Source organism: Burkholderia sp. 3C (assembly GCF_054589155.1).
Genome location: NZ_BAAILN010000151.1, coordinates 183,939 through 187,421 on the forward strand (window position 1 = coordinate 183,939; position 3,483 = coordinate 187,421).

Genomic DNA, 3,483 nt, shown 5'->3' on the forward strand with positions numbered 1-3,483 from the left:
TCGCGTTCGCTACATGGCGCGCGCCCGATACGTCGATTCGCGCGCCCAGGCCACCTCCTCCGCATCGTTTCTTAACAGTGGTTCCGGCCTGATACGTTCGCGCGACACCGGCCCGGACCGGTGCCGCTCGATGGCCGCCTCACGGCCGATCCGCGTCCGGCCCGCCAGCGCTCGCGTTCCGTGCGGTTCGCCACGCTCGGCATGCGGCATCGCTCAGGGTATTTCCCGTGCCATGCGAACCGCGATTCCAAGTCGTTCACGCGAAGCTTGTCGGCCGTGAACGAGGCCGTGTTTCAAGGCTGATACGTTTTCGTTCTCCTTACAGCCCGCAGGGCCTGGTGCGCGCAAGACAATCGAGCAGGGGCGTGCCTTTTGCGACGTTGGCACGCTCCTCGCTGTATGTCTTGCACACCGGAGACCTGCGATGTCGAACCTGCCCCGCCACCTCTGCCTGAATGTTGCCGCCGCGTTGATCGCCGCGGCGAGCCTGCCCGCCGTGCACGCCCAGGTGCTGCCGGCGGTGGCGGCGATCGAGTTCGCGGCGACGGAGCTGCCGCTGGCCGGCCCGCGCGACGTGTCGCTCGACGAAACGACGCTGGCCGCCCAACGCGGCCGCGCCGCCGGCATGACGATGATGGTGTCGGCCTCGCCGATGCAACTGGCCGCCGCGCGCAACGGCGTCACCCTGTGGGACGAACTCGCGCCGCCGGCCCTGCCGTCGCCGCTGCCGGTCCCGGCCGATGCGCCGCGCCCGATGCAGGGCAACAGCCTCAGCCTGACGCGCCGTTGAAGCCCCTCAGTTGAAACCCGATACGCCAAGGATGCCGACATGAATCCGCTCTGTTTTCCGTTCGTCGCTCCGCTCGCCGCGCTTGGCGCCGCCGGCGCGATCGTCGGCGCCGCGAGCACGGCCCACGCGCAACAGGCGCCGCAGAACCCCGGCGACCTGATCGTACTGCGCGACGTGACGCCACGCATCGCGTATCGCCCGGTGCCGGTCGACCAGGACCCGGTGCGCGTGCGCGCCACCACGTTCCCGGCCAACACGTTCAATCCGATGATGGGCACGCTGGCGTCCGACCTCGATCTGACCAATGCGCGCGGCTCGCTCGGCATCGCCAGCGGCAACGTGGCCAACACCAGCGCGACGGTGGCGGCCGTCACCCAGGTGCTGACGGCCGACCTGGCCGGCCCGCTCGGGCGCGGCGCAGGCGGCGTGAGCATCCCGACCTCCGGCATCACGACCATCGGCGGCACGATCTCGACCACCATCACCGGAGCGATCTCGCCGCTCGTGACGGCGCTGGGAGCCATCAAATGAGCCGCCGCCCCCGTCACGCACCGGCATCGAAATATTGTTTCGTCATGCGAATGATATTTTCGCATCGGGCGTACTGGCTGCCGGCGCTCGCGTTGCTTGCCGCAGCCTCCGTTCAGGCGCAATCGACGGCGCAGGTGGCCGGCGTCGCGACGATCGGCGCCAACGCGGCGCGCGATATCAGCGGCGTGCTCAAGATCAACGAGACGGTGGGTGCCGGCAATGCGCAAGCGAACCAGTTGGCGATCGGCATCGGCACCGCGGCGGGCGCGAATCTTTCGTCGCTGCAGGCGGCCACCAGCGTGGCGCGCACCGGCGACACGGCGGCCCGCATCGAGGGCGGCGCGTTGTCGAATCTGTCGGGTGCGGTGATGGTGAATCAAAGCGCGGGCAGCGCGAATCTACAGCGCAACAGCATGGCCATCGGCACGCTGGGCGCAGGGATCGAAGCCGTTTCGGATACCGAACTGTCCGAAACGGCTTCGAAGGCCGGAGGCCTGGGAATACCGGCGGGGGGCCGGGGAATGCGGGAGGTGTCGATTAGCGGCGACGCTTTCAAGCATATCAGCGGAATCGTGCAAGTCAACCAGACAGCCGGCGCCGGTAACACCACGGCAAACAGTTTTGTGCTCCGTCCCCCGGCGGGCACGCTTTTTATCAACTAGCCACTTCCGTATCGGAGCGCATCATGAAACGCACTGTCATTGCAGCCGCGGTTCTCGTCTCGGTTGCCGGATCGGCCCAAGCGGCCGACGCATTCCTCTACAACGTTACCGGGGTCACCGAGGCTGTCGGCATCTTCGGTTTTGTCGGACTGTACGGCGCCGTCGGCGTGTCGAGCAGCGCCGGCGCGGTGATCAACAACAACCAGACGGTGTCGTTGAATCACGTGTCGCTGGAGCCGCTGTATCAGAGCTATACGACGGGCTCGGTGACGACGTCGGTGGATAACGTGTCGGCCACGAGAAGCAACGTGGGCTCTTCGTATCACGGTCAATCCCAGGTTTCGACGTTCGACGCCTCATACAAGGCGAAGTCCTCGCAGTCGGCGTCTCGCAGCGGCAGCAGTTGGGTGGCTGGCAGTACCTACAGCACTGCCTCCTCGCAACAGAGCGCCACCGCGAATCAGTCGTCCAGCCTGCACCAATCGGGCAACTCGGGCGGCTCGGCCTTCATCGTCGGTGGTGCGGCTGGTGCATCGGGCAGCAGCCAGAGCGCTCAAATCGGCGGCTATGTCCTGCCCGGCCTGTTCAGCTTCGCAGCGGGCGGCAGTGCTTCGCAAAGCCAAAGCGGCTACATCGTCGGTGGTGCCGGCGCGGTCTGGGGCGCGTCGTCATCGGCCAACGCTTCCAGCACCTCGCATCAACATGCCGATGCAAGCGCCACCCGGACGAGTTCGTCGTACGGCAACGTGTGGGGTGCAGCCGGCATGCAAAGCGAAGCGCAATCGGCTTCGAGCGGATCGATTTCCGCCGAACAGGATTCGATGTCGGGCCATTCGGAAATCTGGGGTTTCACCAATACCTACAATTCGAATCGCACCGAAACCTCCGGCAGCGTCACCGCCGTCACCGACACCCGCTCGGCCGGCACGCTCACCGCCACCACCGGCACCAACGCGGCCACCGGCGTCAAGGGCAACCTCGGCGTCAACATCGCGATGGGCATCGACAACGCGCAAAGCAACGACGTGTCGCTGGCCTCGGTGGATGTCGGCAACGTGTTCGGCAATGCGCAGATCTTCAGCAACCAGGCGTCGTCGGGCCGCGCCCGCATCGACAACTTCGTGCTGAATGCGTCGATCGGCGACGGTTCGCTGGCAGGCGTGTCGGGCAATGTCGGCGTCAATGTCGCCTCGGGCGTCGGCAACGTGCAGAACAACAGCCTGGCGGGCTCGATGACGACGGTGTCCCCGGGTCAGGCACGCACGGTTGCGATGATCGCCACGGACGACAACACGCAAGTGGCCAGCGCGCAGATCAACGGCCGCTTCGTCGGCACCGCGATGCTCGGCGCGAACACCCTCACGGGTGCAACCGGCAACATCGGCGTGAACATCGCCGGCGGCGCGGGCAACCTGCAGCACAACGGCCTCGCGATCGCGGCGCTCAACAGCGGCCATTGACCGCTTCGGCGGCCTCGCGCGCCGCAGGACCAGCGGCGCG

The 3,483-nt window shown here is 66.9% G+C and carries 4 protein-coding genes; all 4 read left to right on the plus strand.

All coding sequences use genetic code 11. The annotated features are described in order from the left end of the window. Positions 1-424 precede the first annotated feature (424 nt). The 4 genes from ACYP33_RS31740 to ACYP33_RS31755 are packed head-to-tail and all read left to right on the plus strand — an operon-like array spanning position 425 to position 3,443. The gene (locus tag ACYP33_RS31740; RefSeq protein ID WP_414439274.1) at positions 425-790 is read left to right on the plus strand and encodes a hypothetical protein; all 366 of its coding nucleotides are present in this window, start codon (positions 425-427) and stop codon (positions 788-790) included. Positions 791-829: 39 nt separating this feature from the next. After that, positions 830-1,321: a hypothetical protein gene (locus ACYP33_RS31745; RefSeq protein WP_414447531.1), complete on the plus strand. Its 492-nt coding sequence runs from the start codon at positions 830-832 to the stop codon at positions 1,319-1,321. Beyond that, complete coding sequence (locus tag ACYP33_RS31750) at positions 1,318-1,983, plus strand: hypothetical protein (RefSeq protein ID WP_459625164.1); 666 nt, start codon at positions 1,318-1,320, stop codon at positions 1,981-1,983. Before ACYP33_RS31745 ends, ACYP33_RS31750 begins: the two co-directional genes overlap by 4 nt. A gap of 23 nt (positions 1,984-2,006) precedes the next feature. Next, positions 2,007-3,443 (plus strand): cell wall anchor protein, encoded by a 1,437-nt coding sequence (locus ACYP33_RS31755; protein WP_459625165.1) that lies wholly within the window; start codon positions 2,007-2,009, stop codon positions 3,441-3,443. Positions 3,444-3,483 lie beyond the last annotated feature (40 nt).

Coding starts and splice junctions, on each gene's coding strand:
- ACYP33_RS31750 (WP_459625164.1), top strand. CDS start 1,318: ATGAGCCGCCGCCCCCGTCACGCACCGGCATCGAAATATTGTTTCGTC.
- ACYP33_RS31755 (WP_459625165.1), top strand. CDS start 2,007: ATGAAACGCACTGTCATTGCAGCCGCGGTTCTCGTCTCGGTTGCCGGA.
- ACYP33_RS31745 (WP_414447531.1), top strand. CDS start 830: ATGAATCCGCTCTGTTTTCCGTTCGTCGCTCCGCTCGCCGCGCTTGGC.
- ACYP33_RS31740 (WP_414439274.1), top strand. CDS start 425: ATGTCGAACCTGCCCCGCCACCTCTGCCTGAATGTTGCCGCCGCGTTG.